This is a genomic window from Streptomyces albiflavescens, from assembly GCF_014645835.1.
GTDB lineage: Bacteria > Actinomycetota > Actinomycetes > Streptomycetales > Streptomycetaceae > Streptomyces > Streptomyces albiflavescens.
The window spans coordinates 354,641-376,486 of record NZ_BMMM01000011.1; the positions used below are offsets into that span (position 1 = coordinate 354,641).

13 protein-coding genes are annotated in these 21,846 nt (G+C 70.8%); 6 read left to right on the top strand and 7 right to left on the bottom strand.

Features of this window, described 5'->3' with window-relative positions:
• Nucleotides 1-123: 123 nt before the first annotated feature.
• Both IEY95_RS28870 and IEY95_RS28875 read left to right on the top strand, forming a co-directional pair.
• Nucleotides 124-4,107 carry a trypsin-like peptidase domain-containing protein gene (locus IEY95_RS28870; RefSeq protein WP_189189078.1) on the top strand — a complete coding sequence of 1,328 codons (3,984 nt, stop codon included), beginning with the start codon at nt 124-126 and terminating at the stop codon, nt 4,105-4,107.
• A 129-nt stretch (nt 4,108-4,236) separates the two neighbouring features.
• Complete coding sequence (locus tag IEY95_RS28875) at nt 4,237-5,190, top strand: bifunctional riboflavin kinase/FAD synthetase (RefSeq protein ID WP_189189079.1); 954 nt, start codon at nt 4,237-4,239, stop codon at nt 5,188-5,190.
• Between the two features lie 78 nt (nt 5,191-5,268).
• On the opposite strand, the gene IEY95_RS28880 is transcribed toward IEY95_RS28875, so the two are convergent.
• The 6 genes from IEY95_RS28880 to IEY95_RS28905 form a co-directional block, all read right to left on the bottom strand.
• Complete coding sequence (locus IEY95_RS28880; protein ID WP_189189080.1) at nt 5,269-6,282, bottom strand: ABC transporter ATP-binding protein; 1,014 nt, start codon at nt 6,280-6,282, stop codon at nt 5,269-5,271.
• The gene (locus IEY95_RS28885) at nt 6,279-7,256 is read right to left on the bottom strand and encodes an ABC transporter ATP-binding protein (RefSeq protein ID WP_189189081.1); all 978 of its coding nucleotides are present in this window, start codon (nt 7,254-7,256) and stop codon (nt 6,279-6,281) included. Before IEY95_RS28885 ends, IEY95_RS28880 begins: the two co-directional genes overlap by 4 nt.
• Nucleotides 7,253-8,191 carry an ABC transporter permease gene (locus IEY95_RS28890; protein WP_189189109.1) on the bottom strand — a complete coding sequence of 313 codons (939 nt, stop codon included), beginning with the start codon at nt 8,189-8,191 and terminating at the stop codon, nt 7,253-7,255. The genes IEY95_RS28885 and IEY95_RS28890 overlap by 4 nt, the downstream gene beginning before the upstream one ends.
• Before the next feature lie 23 nt (nt 8,192-8,214).
• Nucleotides 8,215-9,282 carry an ABC transporter permease gene (locus IEY95_RS28895; RefSeq protein WP_189189082.1) on the bottom strand — a complete coding sequence of 356 codons (1,068 nt, stop codon included), beginning with the start codon at nt 9,280-9,282 and terminating at the stop codon, nt 8,215-8,217.
• Between the two features lie 60 nt (nt 9,283-9,342).
• Nucleotides 9,343-11,214, bottom strand: coding sequence for an ABC transporter substrate-binding protein (locus IEY95_RS28900; RefSeq protein WP_189189083.1), 1,872 nt, complete (start codon nt 11,212-11,214; stop codon nt 9,343-9,345).
• A gap of 315 nt (nt 11,215-11,529) precedes the next feature.
• Nucleotides 11,530-15,021: an SCO5717 family growth-regulating ATPase gene (locus tag IEY95_RS28905; RefSeq protein ID WP_189189084.1), complete on the bottom strand. Its 3,492-nt coding sequence runs from the start codon at nt 15,019-15,021 to the stop codon at nt 11,530-11,532.
• A 487-nt stretch (nt 15,022-15,508) separates the two neighbouring features.
• Here IEY95_RS28905 and IEY95_RS28910 point away from each other — a divergent pair, with 487 nt between their 5' ends.
• A complete protein-coding gene (locus IEY95_RS28910) occupies nt 15,509-16,915 on the top strand; it encodes an outer membrane protein assembly factor BamB family protein (RefSeq protein WP_229703438.1) in 1,407 nt (468 codons plus the stop codon).
• Nucleotides 16,916-17,008: 93 nt separating this feature from the next.
• Here IEY95_RS28910 and IEY95_RS28915 read toward each other — a convergent pair whose 3' ends face one another.
• Nucleotides 17,009-17,305 carry a DUF397 domain-containing protein gene (locus tag IEY95_RS28915; RefSeq protein WP_189189086.1) on the bottom strand — a complete coding sequence of 99 codons (297 nt, stop codon included), beginning with the start codon at nt 17,303-17,305 and terminating at the stop codon, nt 17,009-17,011.
• A 265-nt stretch (nt 17,306-17,570) separates the two neighbouring features.
• Between IEY95_RS28915 and rpsO the strand changes: the two genes are divergently transcribed.
• The 3 genes from rpsO to IEY95_RS28930 all read left to right on the top strand — a co-directional run bounded on the left by rpsO (nt 17,571) and on the right by IEY95_RS28930 (nt 21,813).
• A complete protein-coding gene (gene rpsO, locus IEY95_RS28920; RefSeq protein ID WP_028802543.1) occupies nt 17,571-17,858 on the top strand; it encodes a 30S ribosomal protein S15 in 288 nt (95 codons plus the stop codon).
• A 362-nt stretch (nt 17,859-18,220) separates the two neighbouring features.
• On the top strand, nt 18,221-20,437 hold the full coding sequence (locus IEY95_RS28925; RefSeq protein ID WP_189189087.1) for a polyribonucleotide nucleotidyltransferase: 2,217 nt from the start codon (nt 18,221-18,223) through the stop codon (nt 20,435-20,437).
• Nucleotides 20,434-21,813 carry a M16 family metallopeptidase gene (locus IEY95_RS28930; RefSeq protein ID WP_189189088.1) on the top strand — a complete coding sequence of 460 codons (1,380 nt, stop codon included), beginning with the start codon at nt 20,434-20,436 and terminating at the stop codon, nt 21,811-21,813. The genes IEY95_RS28925 and IEY95_RS28930 overlap by 4 nt, the downstream gene beginning before the upstream one ends.
• Nucleotides 21,814-21,846 lie beyond the last annotated feature (33 nt).

A 21,846-nucleotide genomic window follows, 5' to 3' on the forward strand; every position in this document is an offset into this window, starting at 1 on the left:
CCTTCGGGCAGGCGCTCGGAGTGAACCGAGGGAGCGGAAGGGGGCGCGTTCGCCACGCGATCTGTTCCGCTGATCACCTCGCGCCTACCGTCGGAAACAGGAGTACGGCGGGGAGGTTCGAGCATGGCGGGACGGGGCCCGCGGACCGGGGGCCGACAGGCGACCGACGATACCCGGGACGCACGAGACGAAGCCCTGGTACGCATTTGCGATCTGGCGGGGCGCCCGCGCGGCACGGGTTTCGTCGCCGACCACCACGGCACGGTGATCACCAGCCACGAGGCGGTCGACGGCCTGGCCCGCCTTGTCCTGCACGCCGCCGGCGACCGCACCTGCGTGGTGGCCGCCGACGCCGTCACGCCGCTGCCCGACGCCGATCTGGCTCTCGTACGTACCGAAGGTCTCGGTCTCGACCCGCTCCCCGTCACCGCGCGGGACCGTATCGCGACCGGCACGTACGTCCGGATCGCCGCGGGCGGCTGGCGCGAGGCACGTGTGCTCGGCGCGTCCGCCGTGACGTACACCGCCACCGACCGCTTCCATCTCCTGGGCGACGCCCTGGAGTTGGCGATCGGCACGGCGGGCGCGGATGCGCTCCGGCTGGGCGGCGGCGCGGCCGGGGGGCCGGTCCTCGACGCCTCGACCGGGGCGGTGCTGGGGGTTCTCGGCACCGCGCTGCTCCCACAAGCTCTCGGGGGCGGTCGAGCGGGGGAGACCCGCGTTCGACACCGGGCAGCGGGGTTCGCCGTCCCCCTGCGAGGTGTGCCGGGACCACTCGTCGAGCTGCTGGCCCGCAACGCGTCGACCGTGCCCGCGTACGGGGCCGATCTCAATCTGGCGGGCGTACTGGAGCTCACCGCGACCTCGGTGGGGTCGGACGGGCCGGGGGCGGCGACGTCACTGGGGTCCGGCGGCGCGCCATGCGGACCGGTCGAACGGCCCGACGCCGTCCGTGAGTTCGCCGCCTTCGAGCACGGCCGGGCCGCCGTCCTCGGGCTCGTCGGACCGCCCGGCAGCGGCCGTACGACGGAACTGGCGGCCCTCGCCGCCCGCCGCACCCGGGGCGCGCAACCGGCGCCCACCCTGTGGCTGCGCGGCGCCGACCTCCTCGCCACGGACACCTCCGTGGCGGACGCGGCGACGCGGGCGCTGGAGCGCGCGGGACGGATCGTGGCGGCCTCGCGGGACGCGGGCGCCGCCGCGGGGGAGGGGCGGGCCGCAGGGGCCGTGCCCTCCGATGTGCTGCCGCCGGGCAGGTACGACGGTGAGCTGGGCGACATCGGGCCGGAGCGCCTGGCCCGGCTGGCACGGGATGCGGGACGGCCGTTGCTGCTGCTCCTCGACGGCCCCGAGGAGATGCCGCCCGCCCTTGCCCACCGGCTGCCCGAGTGGACCGCCGGGACGGCCGCATGGCTGCGGGAGACCGGCGCGCGGCTCGTTGTCGGGTGCCGGGCCGAGTACTGGGAGCAGGCGGGGGCCGCGTTCCCGGGGGAGTTGCTGCACGGGCCCGAGGCCGGCCCGGACTTCTTGATTCCGCCCTGCGTGTGGATGGGAGACCTCACCGAGGGGGAGGCACGGCGGGCCCGGTCGCGCGCCGGGATCCCTGAGGACGCGCTGGTGGCGGCCGATGAGCGACACCCCCTGACACTGCGGCTGCTCGCCGAGGTGCGGGCCGCGCTGCCGGACGCCCCCGCCGGGCGGCTCGACCGGGACGACGTCTTCGCCGCGTACCTGGACCTGATGTGCCTGCGCGTCGCGGTCCGGCTCGCCGCGACGAACGGGCTGCGGGGCACCGCCGTACGGCGGCTCGCCGCCCAGGTCTCAGGTCAGGTGCACGAGGCCGCGCGGCGCTGTCTGGGCCCCGGGCAGGGCGAGCTGGACCGCGCGTCCTTCGAAGCCGTGTTTCCGTGGGGCGCCGCCCCGCGACGCCGCCTCTCCGGCACCAACGGCTGGGCCTCCGCCGTCCTCACCGAAGGCCTCCTCGCCCCCGCCGGCAACGGCTACCGCTTCGCCCACGAGGAACTCGCCGACTGGATTCAGGGCACCCATCTCGACCTGGACGCGGCACTGCACGCGTTGGTCCACCGGGGGCGGGCGGCTGCGCCGAGTGCGGGGGCCCCGGGGACGGCCGGCTCGCGGCGGCGGCGGTCCCGGTCCGCGTCCACGTCCGCACAGGCCCACGCCCTGGCCGTCCCCCGGCACCGCATCGGACCCGTCGTCGAGACCCTGCTCCTGCTGGCCCGTCAACAGGGCACCGCCGAGCTGGCCCTCCGTCTGGAGGACCTGGTCGACGCCGTGGACGACCTGCTGCCGGAGGCGCCGGGCCCCCTCAGCGACCCCGTCTGGTGGGCCACCCACCTCTGCGCGGACGTCCTGCGGCGTGTGCCCGACGCGACGCCCTACATCGGTGTCCTGCGGCTGCTCGCCGAGCGGATCGTGCGGTGGCGGGAGCACGGCAGGGGCGTACCGGGGGAGTTCGGACCCTCCTTCTGGGAGGCGCTGCACCTGCCGGAGAGCGAACGACTCGACCTGCTGAGGCGCCTGGTGATCGCGGACGAGGCGCGGCACACGGCGGACGTGGGAGACGAGACCGGCGGCGCCGGTTCGCCCCGGGTCCCCGAACCACGTACGCCGCACCAGTCCAGGACCTCGGGCACGGACGCACTTCATACGGGAGCGGCGGACCCACTTCGTACGGGAGCGGCGGATCCACTCCGTACAGGTGTGACGGACCCATTCCGTGGCGGACCGGCGGGCCGGTTCCGTATGGGTGCGGGGGACCAACTCAGGTCCGGAGCTACGGACCCGCACCGTACATTGGCGGCGGACCCGCTCCGTGCCGGAGCAGCGGACCGCCTCCGTGCCGGGGAGCGTGCCGCCAGTACCCCCACCGCCCCCCGCTACCTGGACGCCGTGGCCCGTCTCCTCGTCGCCGAGCCCGCGGCCGTCCAGCTCCACCTCACCCGCTGGTTCGACGACGAGCGTCCCCTCCCCGCGACGCCGCACGCGACCGTGGCGACGGCCGCACAGGCGTTGCTGTACGCACATCGGCGGCGGGCGCTCGACGACCTGGCGGAGGCGCTGGTCGGCAGTGCGCACCGGCGCGGCGACGAGCTGCTCGCCGTGCTCGCCGAGGAGGAGCCGTCGGCCGTGTGCCGGGCGGTCGACCGATGGGCGCACGACGAACGGCCGGCGCGGCGGGTGGCAGCGGTGGCGTACGGATTGCGGGCGGCACCGTTCGCGCGGACCGAGGCCGACCGCGAGCTGCTGCGTTACGCGGCGCTCGCCCTGCTGGCCCGCCCCGGCGACTGCACGCTGCACGGCGGAGCGCTCGGTCTGCTCGTACGGGATCCGTGGACGCGAGCGCGATACCTGCCCCAGGCTCTGGAACGCTTCTCGTCCGGTGACCCACAGCTGCCTCCGAGCGCCCTGGTCGCCGCGCTCACCACCCATCCGGACCAGGTGCTGGCCGCCTTCCGGACCCGGCTGCGGCAGCCCGGCCCCGGCACCAGCCAGGTGCTGCTTACCCTCGCCGATGTCACCACGCCCGCCCTCGCCCGTCATGTCGCCACGATGGTGAGGGAGGTCGTGGAGCTGCGCCCCGAGGCCGCCGCGCACGTGGCCGCGTATGTGGATCGACGCCTCGAATATGGCCTCACCACGCGGGCGGTGCTCTTTCCGCTGGTCAGCGGTCTGCTGGAGGGCTGTCCCGCACCGGTGCGGGCGGAGCTCGCGGCCGTCCTGGCGGCGCCGGGCAGCCGCGCGTCGCGCCCGCTGCGGCGCGAGCTGCTGGATCTGCTCCTCGCGCACGAGCGGGACCCGGCGGTCCTCGACACCCTTCTCCGGGCCTTCGCGGACGGCGCGGTGCGCAGGGGTGAGGAGCCGACCCGCGAACTGGTGCACCGCACGGGCCTCCTCCTGGTCCGCACCCCGGCCGGAGCCACCCGCTTCGACCGCGGTCTGGTGGAGCTGGCCCGCCACGTTCCTGGCTTCGCGATCATGGTGGCCCGCTGGCTGACCGGCGCCCCCGAGGAGTGGGCCGGAGTGGTGGGTCCGAGCACCCGGCGCATGATCGAGAACCTGGCTGGGGTGCGGGTACCCGCCTGACTCCACGCCCCGGCCACTGCGGGATGCGTCACAGCTCGATGCCGATGCAAGCCGAGCGCACGCGGCATGGCACCCTTAGAGCTGCGAATGAGGCAATCACAGACACGGGTTCGACAAGGAGCGGTCACAGTGCAGCGCTGGCGTGGCTTGGAGGACATCCCCGAGGACTGGGGGCGCAGCGTCGTCACCATCGGTTCCTACGACGGGGTGCACCGCGGGCACCAGCTGATCATCCGGCACGCCGTGGATCGCGCCCGCGAGCTGGGCGTGCCCTCCGTGATCGTCACCTTCGACCCGCACCCCAGTGAGGTCGTGCGCCCCGGCAGCCACCCGCCGCTGCTCGCGCCGCACCACCGCCGCGCCGAACTGATGGCCGAACTGGGCGTGGACGCGCTGCTCATCCTCCCCTTCACCACCGAGTTCTCGAAGCTGTCGCCCGCCGACTTCGTGGCCAAGGTCCTCGTCGACAAGCTGCACGCCAAGGCCGTGGTCGAAGGCCCGAACTTCCGCTTCGGTCACAGGGCCGCCGGCAACGTCGACTTCCTGCGCGAGCAGGGGGAGACGTACGACTTCGAGGTCGAGGTCGTCGATCTGTATGTGACGGGTGAGGCGGGCGGCGGCGAGCCCTTCTCCTCGACCCTGACCCGGCGGCTCGTCGCCGAGGGCGATGTCGAGGGCGCGCGCGAGATCCTCGGGCGCCCGCACCGCGTCGAGGGCATCGTCGTACGCGGCGCCCAGCGCGGCCGTGAGCTCGGCTTCCCGACGGCGAACGTCGAGACCCTCCCGCACACCGCCATCCCCGCGGACGGTGTCTACGCCGGCTGGCTGCACGTCGAGGGCGAGGCGATGCCCGCCGCGATCTCCGTCGGCACGAACCCGCAGTTCGACGGCACCGAGCGCACCGTCGAGGCGTATGCCATCGACCGCGTCGGCCTCGACCTGTACGGCCTGCACGTCGCCGTCGACTTCCTCGCCTACGTCCGGGGCATGGCCAAGTTCGACTCCATCGAGGCGCTGCTGGAGGCCATCGCGGACGACGTGAAGCGGTCGCGCGAGCTGATCGAGGCGTACGACGGGGAGTAGTCCTCCGTACGTGGAGGGGGCGCCCGGTGGTGGTGACAGCACCGGGCGCCCCTCTTACGTGGCGACCTGCGCCCTCTCTTAGGTGGTGACCTGCGCCCTCGCCCAGTGGCACGCCACCTGCGTCCCGCCGCCCCCGCCGAGCACCTCCAGGTCCTTGCTTCGGCACGCGTCCGCGACACCCGCCCGTTCCGCCTCCCCGCTCGCGAGGATCTGGCAGCGGGCGTGGAAGCGGCAACCGGACGGGATGCGGGACGGGTCCGGGGGTTCGCCGGTCAGGACGACCGGATCGCCCGGGGCTTCGGGAAGGACGGACAACAGGGCCTGGGTGTACGGGTGTCGGGGTGCCGTCAGGACCTGCTCGACCTCGCCCGTCTCCACGATCCGGCCGAGGTACATCACCGCGACGCGGTCGGCGATGTTCCAGGCCAGGCCCAGGTCGTGGGTCACCACCAGCGCGGACAGGCCGAGCTCGGTGCGCAGCCGCAGGAGCAGGGCGAGGATCTCGCCGCGTACCGATGCGTCGAGGGAGGCCACCGGTTCGTCGGCGACGATGAGTTCGGGTTCCAGGACGAGCGCGCCCGCGATGACGACGCGCTGGCGCTGGCCGCCGGACAGCTCGTGCGGATAGCGGAGGAAGAAACGCTCCGGAGGGCGCAGTCCGGCCCGGGAGAGGGCCTCAGCCACCGCCGCCCTCTCGTCGCCGCCGTACCCGTGGATGCGCAGCCCCTCGGCCACCGCGTCGTACACCGTGTGCCGGGGGTTGAGCGAGCCGCTCGGGTCCTGAAGGACCAGCTGGACGCGCTTGCGGTACGCCTTCAGAGCGCGCGAGGAGTAGTCGAGCGGCTTGCCGTCGAAGGTGACACGGCCGCCGGTCGCCGGGACGAGTCCGAGGAGGGAGCGCGCGAGCGTCGTCTTGCCGCAGCCCGACTCGCCGACCAGGGCGACGATCTCGCCGGGCCGGATGTCGAGGTCGACGCCGTCGACGGCACGGGCCCGGGCGGCGCCGTGACGGCCGGGGAAGGTGACGTGCAGTCCCTCGGCGCTCAGGAGCGGCGGTGTCCCCTCGGCGCCGAGAAGCGGTGGTGTCGTCATACGGTGCTCCTCGCGTCCGGGACCGGGGCCCCTACATGCACACAGGCCGCCCACCGTGCCGCTCCCGCGTCCCGCAGCGACTGGTCCTCCGTCGCGCACGACTCCAGCGCCACCGGACACCGTGGGTGGAACGTACAGCCGGACGGCAGTGCCGACGGATCCGGCGGGTCGCCCGGCAGCCCGCGCGGCGCGAAGCGCGACGCCGTGTCGCCGATGCGCGGAAAGGCGGCCGACAGGGCCTTGCCGTAAGGGTGTTGGGCATCCTCGTACACCTGTTGGGCAGGACCCTCCTCGACGACACGGCCCGCGTACATCACCGCGAGCCGGTCGCAGGTGTCGGCAAGGACCGCGAGGTCATGACTGATCATCACGAGGCCCAGCTCCTGCTCGCTGACGAGCTGTTCGATCAGCCGGAGGATCTGCGCCTGGATCATCACGTCGAGCGCCGTGGTCGGTTCGTCGGCGATGACCAGCTGCGGGTCGCAGGCCAGTGCCATGGCGATCATGACGCGTTGGCGCTGGCCGCCGGAGAGTTCGTGCGGATAGGCGTCCGCGCGGGCGGCGGGCAGGCCGACGTGTTCGAGCAGCTCGCCGGTCTTCTTCCTCGCGCCCGCCGGGGTCGCCTTCCTGTGCAGCAGGATCGGCTCGGCGATCTGGTCGCCGATGCGGTGCACGGCGTTCAGTGAGTGCATCGCGCCCTGGAAGACGATCGAGGCGCCGGCCCAGCGCACCGCCCGTACGCGCCCCCACTTCATCTTGAGCACGTCCTCGCCGTCGAGCAGGATCTCTCCGCTCGTGCGCGTGCCCGCGGGCAGCAGCCGCAGCAGCGCGAGCGCCAGCGTGGACTTGCCGCAGCCGGACTCGCCGGCGATGCCGAGCTTCTGGCCCGCGTCGAGCGAGAGGTTCACGCCGCGAACGGCGGCTGCTCCGCCGGCGTACGTCACTTCGAGGTTTCTGACCTCCAGGAGCGTCAACGTGCCACCCCCAGCCTGGGGTTGAGAACCGACTCGACCGCGCGCCCGCACAGCGTGAAGGCCAGCGCGACCACCGCGATCGCGACTCCGGGCGGCACCAGATACCACCACTTGCCCGCGCTGACCGCGCCCGCCTCCCGCGCGTCCTGGAGCAGACCGCCCCAGGACACCACTGTCGGGTCGCCCAGCCCGAGGAACGCGAGCGTCGCCTCGGCGAGGATCGCGGAGGAGATGATCAGGGTCGTCTGGGCCAGCACCAGCGGCATGACATTGGGCAGGACATGGCGGGACATGATGTGCCAGTGCCCGCCGCCGAGCGCCTTGGCCCGCTCGATGTACGGCCGCGACTCGACCGCCAGGGTCTGCGCCCGCACCAGCCGGGCCGTCGTCGGCCAGGTCGTGACACCGATCGCCAGGATGATCGTGCCGAGCGACCGGGTCATCACGGTCGCCAGCGCGATCGCGAGGACCAGGGTCGGCATGACCAGGAACCAGTCCGTGATCCGCATCATCACGGTCGCGTACCAGCCGCGGAAGTGCCCGGCGGTGATTCCGATGAGCGCGCCGATGGCGACGGAGAGCACGGCCGCGAGCAGTCCGACCAGCAGCGACACCCGGGCACCCCACACCACGAGGCCGAGCAGACTGCGCCCGAACTGGTCGGTGCCCAACGGGAATTCGGCGCTCGGACTCTCCATGGGATTCCCCGGCGCGTCGGTGACGCTCTGCACGTCGGAGCCGACGGTCAACGGCGCGGTCAGCGCGATGAGCGCGAAGAGGCAGAGGGCGGCGAGCCCGAAGACTCCGGCCCGGTGGGTGCGGTACTGCTTCCAGAAGCGGGCGGCGGAGTGGCGACGGCGCTGCCGGGCGAGAGCGCGGGGGCTCTTCGTCGTCGCCGGTACGGCCTGCTCGGCCGCCGTGGATTCGGTTGTCATCGGCCCGTCCGACTCGGTCGTGGTCATCGGCCCACCCGGGGGTCCAGCAGCGGATAGATCAGATCGGCCAGCGTGTTCATCACGATCACCGCGGCCGCGAAGACGAAGAACAGCCCCTGCACCAGCGGCAGATCGGGCACGCTCAGCGCCTGGTAGAAGAGTCCGCCGAGGCCCGGCCAGGAGAAGACGGTCTCGACGAGGATCACACCGGCGACCGTGCGGCCGAGGTTGATGAAGATCAGCGTGACCGTCGGCAGCAGCGCGTTCGGCACGGCATGCCGACGGCGTACGAGATCGTCCCGCAGGCCCTTCGCCCGGGCCGTCGTCAGATAGTCGCTGCCCATTTCGTCGAGCAGCGCCGAGCGCGTGACGAGCAGTGTCTGCCCGTACTCGACCGCGACCAGTGTGACCACCGGGAGGACGAGGTGATGGGCGACATCGACGACGTATGCGAAGCCCTCCTTGCCCCCCGACTCCATGCCGCCGGTCGGGAAGAGACCGGGGATCGGCCCCATGCCCACCGAGAAGACGATGATGAGCAGCAGCCCGAGCCAGAACGACGGAATCGAGTAAAGGGTCAGGGCCAGACCGGTGTTGAGCCGGTCGCTCAGCCCGCCGTTGCGCCACGCGGAGCGGGTGCCGATGAAGATACCGAGCGCGGTGTAGAGGACGAACGCCGTACCGGTGAGGAGCAGCGTGTTCGGCAGGGCCTCGGTGATCTTGTCGATGACGGGCGCCCGGAACTGGTACGAGGTGCCGAGGTCGCCCGTGAGCGCCTTGCCGCAGTAGTCCGTGAACTGCTCCCACATCGGCAGGTCGAGCCCGAACTCCTTGCGGTAGTTGGCGAGTTGCTCGGCGGACACCTGACGCCCGCCCGTCATGTACTTGACCGGGTCGCCGGGGATGAGACGGAAGAGGAAGAAGCTGGTGACGAGGACGGCGAGCAGCGAGACGGCCGCGCCGCCCAACTTGCCCGCCACGTACCGCAGATACGCGGTCCGGGTGCGCGCCCGTGGCCCGCGGACCGACGGCCCGGCCTCCGCCGGACCGCCGGTCGCCTCGACCAGCGAGGGTGTTGCCTCAGCGGTCATGAACTACTCATTCGCTCGTACGTTCATGGGGTGCCCTGGGCAGGGCGTCACGCGTGTGCCCTACTCGCGGTCCTCGGCCGTGGAGCGGCGGCGCATCGCGAAGAACGCTCCGGCGCCCGCGAGGACGACGACGCCCCCGACGATGCCGATGATGACGCCCGTCGAGCTCGAACTGTCGGAGGACTCACCGGACGAGCCCGCCGGAACCGCCGACCACCAGCTCCAGTAACCGTCCTGGCCGTAGATGTTGCCCGCGGCCTTCGGCATCGTCTCGATCGACTTGATCTGGTCGGTGCGATAGGCCTCGACCGCGTTCGGGTACGCCATGACGTTCATGTACCCGCTGTCGTAGAGCCGCGACTCCATCTGCTTGACGATGTCGGCCCGCTTGGCGGAGTCGTACTCGGCGAGTTGCTGGTCGTACAGCTCGTCGTACTTCTTGTCGCAGATGAAGTTGTCGGTCGCGCCCGTGTCCTTGGGGGTCGCGGGCAGGGCGGCGCAGGTGTGGATGGACATGACGAAGTCGGGGTCGGGGTTGACGGACCAGCCGTCGAAGGCGAGGTCGTACTTGCCCGCCAGCCACGGGTCCGTCACGTTGTCCAGGCAGTTGAGGGTGACACCGATACCGAGCTTGCCGAACCACTCCTTCAGGTACTGTCCGACCGCCTTGTCGTTCGGGTCGGTCGCGTGGCAGAGGACCCGGTAGTTGATCGGCTTGCCGTTCTTCTCGACGCGCTTGCCGTCGCCGTTCTTCTTGTAGCCCGCCTCGTCGAGGAGCCTGCCCGCCTTGGCCGGGTCGTAGGCGAGTTCCTGACTCGCCGACGGCTTCCAGAAGTACGTCGAGAAGCGTGGCGGGATGTAGCCCTCGCCCTCGACGGCGTGACCTTGGAAGACCTTGTCGATGAGGGTCTGGCGGTCGATCGCCATGAAGAGTGCTTGGCGCACCTTCTGGTTGAGCAGCGACTCGGCTCCGTCACCGAAGTGCTTGCCGTTCTTGGCCTGGGCGCCGGGGTTGGTGGCGAGGGCGTAGAAGCGGCGGCCGGGGGCGTCGTTGACCTTGATGTTCGGCTGGCTCTTCAGTGCGGCCGACTGTGCCGGCGTCAGTCCGGAGACGAAGGACACCTCACCCTTCTGCAGGGCCGCGACGGCCGCGTCACCGTCCTTGTAGTACTTGAAGACCAGCTCGTCGAACTTGGGCGCGCCCCGCCAGAAGCTCTTGTTGGGCTTCAGCCGTACGTAGCTGTCGGCCTTGTAGTCCGTCAGGATGAACGGCCCGTTGCCCACGATCGGGAACTTCTTGTCGTTGTTGAACTTCGTGAAGTCCCCGACCTTCTCCCAGACGTGCTTGGGCACGATCGGCACATCGAGCGCGGCCATCGTGGCCTGCGGCTTCTTCAGCTCGATGACGAGCTTGGTGGCGCTGGGGGCCGTGACCTTCTTGAAGTTGGTGACGAAGCTGCCGTTGGCGGTGGCGGCGCCCTCGTCGGTCATCATCTTGTTGAACGTCCACGCCGCGTCCTCGGCGGTGGCCTGCTGACCGTCCGACCACTTGGAGTTTGAGCGGATCGTGTAGGTCCAGGTCAGCTTGTCGGCGGACGGCTCCCACTTGGTGGCCAGGGCGGGGATCGCGTGGTTGTCCGCAGGGTCGTAGTTGGTCAGGTACTCGTACATGAGCCGGTGAATGCTCGTACTGACCAGCCGCGATGCCAGGAACGGGCTGAGCGAGTCGACGCTCTGCGCGACCGCGACGGTGAGGACCTTCTTGCTCTCCTTGGCCTGGGCCTGCTGGGGCGCCGGGTTGAGCGGGGTCGCGAGACCGGCGGTGAGGGTGAGCGCGGCGGCGCCGGCGGCGGCGATGAGCCGGGGGAGCCGGGTCCCGGTCCTGAGGCGGAGGCGCGGGCGCCTGCTGTCGTGTTGATCTTGTGTGTTCATGGGTCGGTGACCTCGCGTCATCGCTCGCACGGGGATGGCTTGTTGAACTACTTGATCGGGTGACTGGTGACGCCGGCGGGATTGATCTGTGTGTCTATCAGCGGTGGTCTGCACGCGTCAACGGCACGTGAACCCCTTGTGGCCTGCGGAAATAACGAGTTGACGCGAATTTTTCGCTCATTGGTTCAGACCGGTGAAGCCCCCCAGGTGATGGCCTGACGGCTCGAAACGCCCGTGGATACGCCAAGGGCCCGCACCGTACGGAGACGGTGCGGGCCCGGGCGGCAATCGGTCCCTCGGAAGGGGCCGATCGGGTTACTGCTGAGGGGGCGCCGGCGGGGGCGGGGTCTGCCCCTGGTTCGGCTGATAGGGCCGGCCCGGCTGGAAAGGCTGTCCGGGCTGGGGCTGCGCCTGTGGAGGCTGCTGGGGATATGCCTGCCCGGGCTGCGGGTAGGGCTGGCCCGGCTGCGGGTAGGGCTGGCCGGGCGGCTGGGCGTACGGCTGCCCGGGCTGCGGCTGCTGCGGCCCCTGTCCCGGAACGGGCTGCCCGGGGACCGGCTGTCCCGGAACGTACTGACCCGGCATCGGCGGGGCGGCCACCGGCGGCGGGTTGCCGTCGTTGGTCCACAGCCCGTGCGACTGCTGGTGCCGTGCGATGTCCTCGGCCACCATCGCGGAGAGGTTGAAGTACGCCTCCCGCACCTTGGGCCGCATCATGTCGAGGTCGACCTCGGCGCCGGCCGCCAGGTGCTCGTCGAACGGCACGACCACGACACCGCGGCAGCGCGTCTCGAAGTGGCTGACGATGTCCTCCACCTTGATCATCTTGCCGGTCTCGCGCACTCCGGAGATGACGGTGATGGAGCGCGAGACCAGATCCGCGTACCCGTGCGCCGACAGCCAGTCCAGCGTCGTACTGGCGCTGCTCGCACCGTCGACCGACGGCGTCGAGATGATGATGAGCTGGTCGGCGAGGTCGAGCACCCCGCGCATCGCGCTGTACAGCAGGCCTGTTCCCGAGTCGGTCAGGATGATCGGGTACTGCTTGCCCAGGACGTCGATCGCACGCCGGTAGTCCTCGTCGTTGAACGTGGTGGACACCGCCGGGTCGACGTCGTTGGCGATGATCTCCAGCCCGGACGGGGCCTGGGAGGTGAACCGCCGGATGTCCATGTACGAGTTGAGGTACGGGATCGCCTGGACGAGGTCACGGATGGTGGCCCCGGTCTCGCGGCGCACCCGGCGGCCGAGCGTGCCCGCGTCCGGGTTGGCGTCGATCGCGAGGATCTTGTCCTGCCGTTCACTGGCGAGCGTCGCGCCGAGCGCGGTGGTCGTGGTCGTCTTGCCCACGCCGCCCTTGAGGCTGATCACGGCGATCCGGTAGCACGACAGCACCGGCGTCCGGATCAGCTCCAGCTTCCGCTGCCGCTCGGCCTCCTCCTTCTTGCCGCCGAGCTTGAACCGCGACGACGCGGCAGCCGGGCGACCGCTCTTGGCCTTCTGCTTCTTGTTGTTGAGCAGCCGGTCGGAGGAGAGCTCCACCGCGGCGGTGTACCCGAGAGGGGCGGCACCGGGGTTGGTGGGCTGCCGCTGGTCGTGCTGCACGGGCTGCGGCCAGGCGGCTCCCGCGCGGGGGTCGACGGGCGCGGCCGGCTGCCCGGGCTGCGGCTGCTGCGGCGGGTACGGCGGGCCCACCTGCGCCGAGGGGAGCGGCGGCTGCGCCGGGGCGGGCGCGGCCGACTGCGTGGGAGCCGGGGGCGGTTGGGGGAGGTCGTAACCAGGCTGCGGTACGGGGGCGTTGGGCGCCTGCGGCGGGAAGCCGTACCCCTGCTGCGGGGAGGGCGCCTGCGGGGCCACGGGGTTCGCCGGGGGCGTCGTCGGCTGGGGGAATCCGTAACCCGGGCCCTGAGCGGGCGGGTTGGCCGGAGCCTGGGTGCCGGGCTGCGGGAATCCGTAGCTGCCTTGCGGCGTGGGGTTCGGCGTCGGGGTGCTGGGCCGGGGGAAGCCGTAGCTCCCTTGCGGTGCGGGGGCTGGAGCCTCGGCGGCCGGAGCAGGAGCGGGCGCCTGGGTGCCGGGCTGCGGGAATCCGTAGCTGCCTTGCGGCGTGGGGTTCGGCGTCGGGGTGCCCGGTTGCGGGAACCCGTAACTCCCCTGCTGTGCAGGTGCCGGAGGTGCCGCGTGCGGAGCCTGCGGCGGGGCCGGAACGGGGTTCTCGACGGCCGGCGGGGGCACCGGCACGGGCCCCTGCGCCGGACCCGTGGAGACGGGCGCGCCGGAGGATGCGGGCCACGCCGGAGCCGGGGGCTGAGCCGCGGGCTGCGGCGCGGGCGGTTGGAAGGCCTGGCCGGGCTGGGGCGCGGGCGGTTGGAAGGCCTGGCCGGGCTGGGGTGCCGCGGGCTGGAACGGCTGGCCCGGCGCCGGTGCGGGCGGCTGAGCCTGCGGCGGCACCTGCGCCTGCGCGGGCTCGGCCGCGGCCGGCTCCGTGGACGCGGGCCACTGGGCCGCGGGAGCGGGCGCCGCGGGCTGATACGCGGGCGGCAGCGGCGGCAGCCCACCCTGCGGCAGCGGCGGCGGAGCCCAGGCCGGGGGCGCGTCCTGCACGGCCTCGGGGGCGTCCGGCCCGGCCACGGGCACGGCGTCCTGAGGTTCGCTGTCCTGGGGCACGGCGTCCTGATGCTCGCTGTCCCGGGGGACCGCGTCCTGAGGCTCGCTGTCCCGGGGGTCGGCATCCTCCGGCTCCGCGACCGGCGAAGGCACCGCATGGCTGGATTCGGCCTGCGGTGGCGCCGCATCGCTGACGTCGTCCTGCGTCGCGGCGTCGCTGACCTCGTCGGCCGGATCCGCCGCCTCGGCCGCGCCCACGGCATCTGTCACATCCGTAGCGCCGCCGTCGTCCGCGCGCCGCAGCTCCACGACGTCGGCGACGCTCTCGTCCTCGGAGGCATCGCTCGGCCCATCGGCGGAATCCGCACCGGGGGACGCCAATTCGGCCTCGGCCGCGGCTGATTCCTCCTCGACGTCCACGTCGGCTCCGTGCGAGGAAGCCTCCAGGGACTGGTACAGGGCCACGGGATCAGGCGCGGTCACGGCATCATGCGCGGCGGCCCCGGTCTCGGCGTCGGCCGCGGTGCCGGGCGCGGTATCGGCGTCAGGCGCGGCATCGGGTTCGACTCCCGCCGATGTCTCCGCCTCCGCCTCCGCCTCCTGCGACGCCGCGGCAGCACGCTCCGCGATCTCACGCTTCAGCGCGACAGAGGAGATCCGCATGGTCGCGCCGCTCTCCAAGTCCCCGTTCCCCGGCTCCGCCTCGTCAGCAGCGGCGATCGGCGCGACGGGTGCGACCGGAGGGGCCGGCGCGGCCGGGGGAGCGGGAGGAGTCCACTGGGCCTGAAACCCACCCACGGGAAAGTTCGGCACAGCCGTCGGGCTCCCGGCGTCCGCGACAGGCGCCACGGCCGGAGCCTCCGGCTGTGCGGCCTCCGGCTCGAACCCACTGCCGACCGGCAGCTTGGGCACCGCGACGGGACTCTCCGCCGGAGGCGCAACAGGCGTCTGAGAAGCCGAAGTTCCCGAAGGCTCGGAGGCTTCGGACGGCTCCGAAGCCGTCGAGGTCTCCGAGGTCCCCGAAGCCGCCTCGGAATCCGAGTCCGCCTCGCCCGAACTCCCCGACGCGTTCTGCGTGTACCAGGCGGGCGGCGCGTAGTCGATGGTGAACTCGCCCGTCGTCTCGACGGCGGACTCCGCGTCGGACTGGTCATCGCCGGGTGTGGCCCAGCCCCCGCGGATCCCGTCCCGATCGCTGTTCACAATTCCTCCTGGTGTGGTCGAGCACCCTCAAGCCGTGCCGGGGCGACCGTTTTCTTGTCGTCCGTAGACGCCCGTAGTCGTCCGAAGTCGTTCGAAGTCGTTCGAGGTCGTCCGAATTGACCCGGCTCCCCCTGGGACGCGGGCGGCCCGTTCCCGGGTTCTGGCGTCGCGCCCGGTCCCAGCCTAATCACCATGACTGTCACTGCGGCAGGCCTGTCCACCCCACCGCGGCTGCCCGCTACGTCACACCCTGCCCAGAAGTGGCGTACGCACGCTCACTATTGAGCCTCAAAGCGGACAAACGAAGCCATCGAGGCAGCCGTCCTGCCCCCTGCATGTACACGATCAAGGGCCGTGCATAGTAGAGGGCTCCTCCAAGACCGACCGGTTCTCACCGAAAGGACCCGAGCGCGTGAGCTTCGGCCCACCCCCGTCCCCGTACACCCAATCCGCGTTGGCGGCGGACAGCGAGCGAAGAAAGCGCCGCATGAAGCTGTTCGGCGTCGTGGCCGCCGTACTCGTCGTGGTGTTGTGCGCGGGCGGGTGGCTTCTGATGTACGCGACCGGTGACGGCTCCCCGGCGAACAGCAGGCCGACGGCCGCCCCGCAGGCCCCGGACGAGATCAGGGAGACGGTCGAGAAGTTGCCGAGCACGCCCGAGGGCGAACTCGTCATCGACTTCGACGAGGAGAAGTTCAAGGACGACGAGACCCGGTACGCGCCCGGCACCTGGGCGACCGACAAGATCTTCGCCAAGGGCATCAAGAACACCATCACGGGGTTCAAGTTCGGCGTGGACGAGGCGGCGTGGAGCATCAAGCTGGACGGCCACATCTGCGCGACGACCAAGCACGTCACCGCGGACGGCCGGACGGCCGTCGTCGTCCAGCCGTACAAACGCAAGGGCACCAAGGATGCGGGCATCTGTGACGAGGTGGTGTTCTTCGACCTCGACACCGGCAAGAAGCTGTGGACCGCGACGATGCCCGACGCGAAGACCGCGTATGTGACGAACACGAATCTGAGCATGACGCGCGGCACGGTCGCCGTGGCGTGGGGCAACGGCTCCGTGGCCTACGACATGAGCCATGGCAAGCAGCTCTGGAAGAGCACCGACGTCTCCACGTGCGAGGACGTCGGCTTCGCGGGCGGTCGCAACCTGCTCGTCCTGCTCCGGTGCGGAGAGGAGTCCACCCACGCGTACCGGGTGCAGAAGATCGACCCGCGCACGGGCAAGCCGCAGTGGACGTACAAGCTCAAGGACGGCCTGTCGGGCGTCTACATGCCCTCCTCCGACCCGCCGGTACTGGCCGTGGGGGCGGGGGACTACGGCGTGACCGACCTGATCACCCTCGACGACCGGGGCAGGCACAGCGCCACGATCTCCATGCGGGGCGGGCGCTTCGATCCCATGTGCGGTGACTCGTTCGACGGAACGCAGTACTTCGGAGTGATGGAGAACTGCTACGCGATGGTCGTGGGGAACGGCCAGATCTTCGTCGCGAGCAAGGCGGACGGCGACATCGACCAGGCGGAGAACTGGATCGTGGGTTTCGACGCCAAGACGGGGAAGACCCTGCGGAAGTTCGACGGACGGCCGCTGCAGCCGCTGTGGCCCGTGAAGATGAGCGGGGACAAGCTCCTGGCCTACCGGCCGAGTTCCGACAACATCGGTCCCGCCGCCATCGTGAGCATCGACCCCGCCACCGGCAAGGAGACACCGTTCCTCTTCTTCAACCTGCCGGACGACGCCACACGCATGGAAACCCCCGAGTGGTCCGACATCCTCGTCGAGCACGGCCGGGCGTTCTTCTCTCCTCGGCAGCTCTCGGCTCCCGACTCGTCTCCCCACGATCCGGTGAGGGCCGCGGTGGGCATCGCCCCTGTGCACTGAGGCGCCCCCCGCGCACTGAGACCCCCGTGCGCCGAGACGCTGAGGGCCGACGCGGACATGTCCGCGTCGGCCCCTGCCGTTCCCGCTCTGCCGCTACTCCGTCGCGAGCCCGCCATTGTGCGGTGCCGGCTCCAGATCGAACTCTCCGTCCCGGGCCCCGAGCACGAAGGCCCGCCACTCGGCCTCGGTGTACCTGAGGACCGTGTCCGGGTCGAGGGACGAACGCATGGCCACCGCGCCCTCGGGCAGATAGGCGATCTCGACCCGCTCCTCGTGCTGCTCGGTGCCCGGCGCGCTCTGCCATTCGACGCCCGAGATGTCGAGGGCGTAGAGCTCGTCCTTCTCCCGCTCCTTGCGCGCCTTGACGTCCTTGTCTGCTTCCTCGGCCATGATCCCGCGGCCCCTTCCCCACGTATTCCCCACGTACGAATGACCTCTGCCGTCACCCTAGTGGCCAGGTCGGCGGGTTCGCGGACCCGGGCGGACGCCTCCGCCCGGGCTGGTACCCTGTGTGACGGCCGTTTGTGTACGCACCCCCGGAGCTCACGCTCTGGAGGCCGCGCCCAGCGGATCCCCGCCTCCCGAGTAACGGAAGCTCCCCTGAGATGTGGACCAGGGGCACTCGGTGGCTACTCAGAGACTACGAGGAGTACGCGTGTCGCTCGACGCCGCTACGAAGAAGCAGATCATCAGCGAGTTCGGTCAGAAGGAGGGCGACACCGGCTCCCCCGAGGTCCAGGTTGCCATGCTCTCGCGCCGGATCTCGGACCTGACCGAGCACCTCAAGACCCACAAGCACGACCACCACTCCCGCCGTGGTCTGCTGATCCTGGTCGGTCAGCGTCGCCGCCTGCTGCAGTACCTGGCCAAGAAGGACATCCAGCGCTTCCGTACGCTGGTCGACCGCCTGGGCATCCGCCGCGGTGCGGCGGGCGCCAAGTAAGACGCCGTGAAGGGAGCGGTTCCCACTTCTTTGGGAGCCGCTCCTTTTGCTGTACGTGCTGCTGTACGTCTCTGTACGTGCGGAGTGTCACTGACGCTTTGTAGTGTGGTAGCACAACGCAATACGCAGGACACAACACGTACGACACAGCGTGATGACGCCGTACCCGCCGGGTAGGGCCCACCACGTCAATGAACGAGGAGAAGCGCACCTCGCCGCCGCCGGTCCTCGGTAGTGGCCCCCGGGGGATTGCGAGCCCCGGGTGCTTCGATCGAAGACCGGCCCGCACCAGAAGGAGCGCTCTCCGCCACCGTCCCCCTGCCACACGGGCAGGACGGGACGAAGACGAGGAGATATCGCTAGTGGAGAACGAGACCCACTACGCCGAGGCCGTTATCGACAACGGTTCCTTCGGCACCCGCACCATCCGCTTCGAGACGGGCCGCCTGGCCAAGCAGGCCGCCGGCTCCGCCGTGGCGTACCTGGACGACGACACCATGGTGCTGTCGGCCACCAGCGCTTCCAAGAAGCCCAAGGACCAGCTCGACTTCTTCCCCCTCACGGTGGACGTCGAGGAGCGGATGTACGCCGCCGGCAAGATCCCCGGCAGCTTCTTCCGCCGTGAGGGCCGTCCCTCCGAGGACGCCGTCCTCACCTGCCGTCTCATCGACCGTCCGCTGCGTCCGTCCTTCAAGAAGGGCCTTCGCAACGAGATCCAGGTCGTCGCCACGATCATGGCGCTCAACCCCGACCACCTGTACGACGTCGTGGCGATCAACGCCGCCTCCGCGTCCACGCAGCTGGCCGGTCTGCCCTTCTCCGGCCCGGTCGGCGGCGTCCGCGTCGCGCTGATCAACGGCCAGTGGGTCGCGTTCCCGACGCACACCGAGCTCGAGGACGCCGTCTTCGACATGGTCGTCGCCGGTCGCGTCCTCGAGGACGGCGACGTCGCGATCATGATGGTCGAGGCCGAGGCCACCGACCAGACGATCCAGCTGGTCAAGGGTGGCGCCGAGGCGCCGACCGAGGAGGTCGTGGCCGCCGGCCTCGACGCCGCGAAGCCCTTCATCAAGGTCCTGTGCAAGGCGCAGTCGGACCTCGCCGCGAAGGCCGCCAAGCCGACCGCCGAGTTCCCGATCTTCCTGGACTACGAGGACGACGTCCTCGAGGCCCTGACCGCCGCGGTCAAGAGCGAGCTCGCCCAGGCGCTCACCATCGCCGGCAAGCAGGACCGCGAGGCCGAGCTGGACCGCGTCAAGGAGATCGCCGCCGAGAAGCTGCTCCCGCAGTTCGAGGGCCGCGAGAAGGAGATCTCCGCCGCGTACCGCGCGCTGACCAAGAAGCTGGTCCGCGAGCGCGTCATCAAGGACAAGATCCGCATCGACGGCCGCGGCGTCACGGACATCCGTACGCTGGCCGCCGAGGTCGAGGCCATCCCGCGCGTGCACGGCTCGGCGCTGTTCGAGCGTGGCGAGACCCAGATCCTGGGCGTCACCACCCTCAACATGCTCCGCATGGAGCAGCAGCTGGACACCCTTTCCCCGGTGACCCGCAAGCGCTACATGCACAACTACAACTTCCCGCCCTACTCCGTCGGTGAGACGGGCCGCGTCGGCTCCCCGAAGCGCCGCGAGATCGGCCACGGTGCGCTCGCCGAGCGCGCCCTCGTGCCGGTCCTGCCGACCCGCGAGGAGTTCCCCTACGCGATCCGTCAGGTGTCCGAGGCCCTCGGCTCCAACGGTTCGACGTCCATGGGTTCCGTGTGCGCCAGCACCATGTCGCTCCTGAACGCCGGTGTGCCGCTGAAGGCCCCCGTCGCCGGTATCGCCATGGGTCTGATCTCCCAGGAGATCGACGGCCAGACGCACTACGTCGCCCTCACCGACATCCTCGGTGCGGAGGACGCCTTCGGCGACATGGACTTCAAGGTCGCCGGCACCAAGGAGTTCGTGACCGCCCTCCAGCTCGACACCAAGCTGGACGGCATCCCGGCCTCCGTCCTGGCCGCGGCCCTCAAGCAGGCCCGCGACGCCCGCCTCCACATCCTCGACGTGATGATGGAAGCGATCGACACGCCGGACGAGATGTCCCCGAACGCCCCGCGGATCATCACCGTCAAGATCCCCGTGGACAAGATCGGTGAGGTCATCGGCCCCAAGGGCAAGATGATCAACCAGATCCAGGAGGACACCGGCGCCGACATCACGATCGAGGACGACGGCACGATCTACATCGGTGCGGTCGACGGTCCCTCCGCCGAGGCCGCCCGCGCCACGATCAACTCGATCGCCAACCCGACCATGCCGGAGGTCGGCGAGCGCTACCTGGGCACCGTCGTGAAGACGACGACCTTCGGTGCGTTCGTGTCGCTGCTCCCGGGCAAGGACGGTCTGCTGCACATCTCGCAGATCCGCAAGCTCGCCGGCGGCAAGCGCGTGGAGAATGTCGAGGACGTTCTCGGTGTGGGCGCCAAGGTCCAGGTCGAGATCGCCGAGATCGACTCCCGCGGCAAGCTCTCCCTGATCCCGGTCATCGAGGGTGAAGAGAACGACGAGAAGAAGGACGACACCGACAAGTGACGTCCAGTAGCTCCACGGCGACGGCCCGCACCTCCTCGGAGGCGCGGGCCGTCGCCCGTACCCAAACCCTCATCAAGGGCCAGAACGGCATCGGTACGGTCCGTAAGACCACCCTCCCCGGCGGCCTGCGCATCGTCACCGAGACCCTGCCCTCCGTACGCTCCGCCACCTTCGGCATCTGGGCGCACGTCGGCTCCCGCGACGAGACGCCGACGCTGAACGGCGCCACGCACTACCTGGAGCACCTGCTCTTCAAGGGCACGTCGCGTCGCAGCGCGCTGGACATCTCCTCGGCGATCGACGCGGTCGGCGGCGAGATGAACGCGTTCACGGCAAAGGAGTACACGTGCTACTACGCGCGCGTGCTCGACACCGACCTGCCGCTGGCCATCGACGTCGTCTGCGACATGCTGACCGGCTCGCTCATCCTCGAAGAGGACGTCAACGTCGAGCGCGGCGCGATCCTCGAAGAGATCGCGATGACCGAGGACGACCCGGGCGACTGCGTGCACGACCTGTTCGCGCACACGATGCTCGGGGACACCCCGCTCGGCCGTCCGGTCCTCGGCACGGTCGACACCGTCAACGCCCTCTCCGCGGACCGCATCCGCCGCTTCTACCGGAAGCACTACGACCCGACGCACCTGGTCGTGGCCTGCGCGGGCAACGTCGACCACAACAAGGTCGTACGTCAGGTCCGCGCCGCCTTCGAGAAGGCGGGCGCCCTGCATGGCCCCGATGCCATCCCGCTCGCCCCGCGCGACGGGCGGCGCGCCATCCGCACCGCGGGCCGCGTCGAGCTCCTCGGCCGCAAGACCGAGCAGGCCCACATCGTCCTCGGCATGCCGGGCCTGGCCCGCACCGACGACCGCCGCTGGGCGCTGGGCGTGCTGAACACCGCCCTCGGCGGCGGCATGTCCTCCCGCCTCTTCCAGGAGGTCCGGGAGAAGCGCGGCCTGGCCTACAGCGTGTACTCGTACACCTCGGGCTTCGCCGACTGCGGCCTCTTCGGCGTGTACGCGGGCTGCCGCCCGAGCCAGGTCCACGACGTGCTCAAGCTCTGCCGCGACGAGCTCGACCAGGTCGCCGAGCACGGTCTGTCGGACGACGAGATCGGGCGCGCCATCGGTCAGCTCCAGGGCTCCACCGTCCTCGGCCTCGAGGACACCGGCGCGCTGATGAACCGTATCGGCAAGAGCGAGCTGTGCTGGGGCGAGCAGATGTCCGTCGACGACATGCTGGCCCGGATAGCGTCGGTCACCCCGGACGAGGTCCGCTCGGTCGCCCGGGACATCCTGGGACAGCGGCCCTCGCTGTCGGTCATCGGCCCGCTCAAGGACAAGCAGGCGTCCCGTCTGCACGACGCGGTCGCATAAGTCCTGTCCGCAAGGTCTCTGCAAGGTCTCTGC

What these genes read in the sequence shown, in the direction of transcription:
- IEY95_RS28900 (WP_189189083.1), bottom strand. Translation starts at nt 11,214, where the DNA reads ATGAACACACAAGATCAACACGACAGCAGGCGCCCGCGCCTCCGCCTC.
- IEY95_RS28880 (WP_189189080.1), bottom strand. Translation starts at nt 6,282, where the DNA reads ATGACGACACCACCGCTTCTCGGCGCCGAGGGGACACCGCCGCTCCTG.
- IEY95_RS28910 (WP_229703438.1), top strand. Translation starts at nt 15,509, where the DNA reads ATGAAGCTGTTCGGCGTCGTGGCCGCCGTACTCGTCGTGGTGTTGTGC.
- IEY95_RS28915 (WP_189189086.1), bottom strand. Translation starts at nt 17,305, where the DNA reads ATGGCCGAGGAAGCAGACAAGGACGTCAAGGCGCGCAAGGAGCGGGAG.
- IEY95_RS28895 (WP_189189082.1), bottom strand. Translation starts at nt 9,282, where the DNA reads ATGACCGCTGAGGCAACACCCTCGCTGGTCGAGGCGACCGGCGGTCCG.
- IEY95_RS28890 (WP_189189109.1), bottom strand. Translation starts at nt 8,191, where the DNA reads ATGACAACCGAATCCACGGCGGCCGAGCAGGCCGTACCGGCGACGACG.
- IEY95_RS28870 (WP_189189078.1), top strand. Translation starts at nt 124, where the DNA reads ATGGCGGGACGGGGCCCGCGGACCGGGGGCCGACAGGCGACCGACGAT.